Source organism: Rhodoferax sp. ZS1R8, assembly GCF_056521325.1.
Genome location: NZ_JBWMBA010000175.1, coordinates 1 through 1,080 on the forward strand (window position 1 = coordinate 1; position 1,080 = coordinate 1,080).

The window sequence follows — 1,080 nt, forward strand, 5'->3', positions numbered from 1 at the left end:
CGGGTCGAGTCGACTGGAGATCTACGCCGTAGGCCATTACGGTGCCGTGGCCAGCGATGCGCAGTTCAAGTTTTTGCGCGTGGGTGTGTCCGCCGTGGCCTACACCGACCCGCGCTTGCAAACTCTGTCGGCCAGTCTGCTGCGCAGCGACGATGTGGTGCTGATCATCAGCAGCAGCGGCCGCATTGCCGAACTATTGACCGTGGCCGAGACCGCCCAGGCGCGTGGCGCCAAGGTGATTGCCATCACCGAGAGCCAGTCGCCGCTAGCCCGCAAGGCTGACCTGGCGCTGATCGTTGACCACGTGGAAGACATCGCCACCCAGGTGCCCATGATCAGCCGCATCCTGCACCTGCTGATGGTGGATATTTTGGTGGTGGGTGTCACGCTGCACCGCGGCGCTAGCGTGCCTGCCATGGGCAGTGATGCCACCATGGGCCTGGACGAGGTTGCCCCCGGCGGCCAGCCCGCCCCCAGCGCGCGGCGCAAGGGGCCGGGTGTCAGTGCAGCGGGGCCGCTGGCGCACTTGACCTCGCATAGCCGTTAAAAGCCCCAGAATGGGGTTTTATGGCCTTCTGGCGATGGCTTGTAAGCGTTTTATGCCTCTAGCCCCCGTGCAGACTTCCTAACCCGCTATCAATTTTGAAGCGACCAAAGACTGTCCTGTGGCGCGGGGCAAACATCCGGGGGCACAATGCGGCCATGGATGCATTGAAAGAAGAAGTGGCCGCAGTTGCCGCGCGGATGGTCGTGGAAGAAGGCCTGGAATACGGGGCTGCCAAGCGCCGTGCCATCAAACAGATGGGCTTGCCTGCGCGAACCGCGTTGCCGCACAACCCCCAGTTGGATATGGCGGTAGGAGAATATATTTCCATCTTCTGCGCTGACACGCAGCCTGCCGAGTTGCAGGCCCTGCGCGCGCTGGCGCTGGAGTGGATGGATAGGCTAGAGCACTTTCGCCCACATATTGGCGGCGCGGTGTGGCACGGTACCGCCACCCGGCGTTCTGATATTTACCTGCAATTGTTTTGCGATGATTCCAAAGCGGCGGAAGTCGGCCTGATTGATATGCAGGTGCGC

Annotated in this window: 1 protein-coding gene and 1 pseudogene; both read left to right on the plus strand. The window is 62.2% G+C overall.

What is annotated here, in order from left to right:
- Positions 1-547 (plus strand): SIS domain-containing protein (locus tag AC097P_RS24775; RefSeq protein ID WP_479613070.1); only part of this gene is annotated, 547 nt, incomplete at its 5' end.
- Positions 548-702: 155 nt separating this feature from the next.
- Positions 703-1,080, plus strand: a pseudogene (locus AC097P_RS24780) (hypothetical protein); the annotation flags it as partial.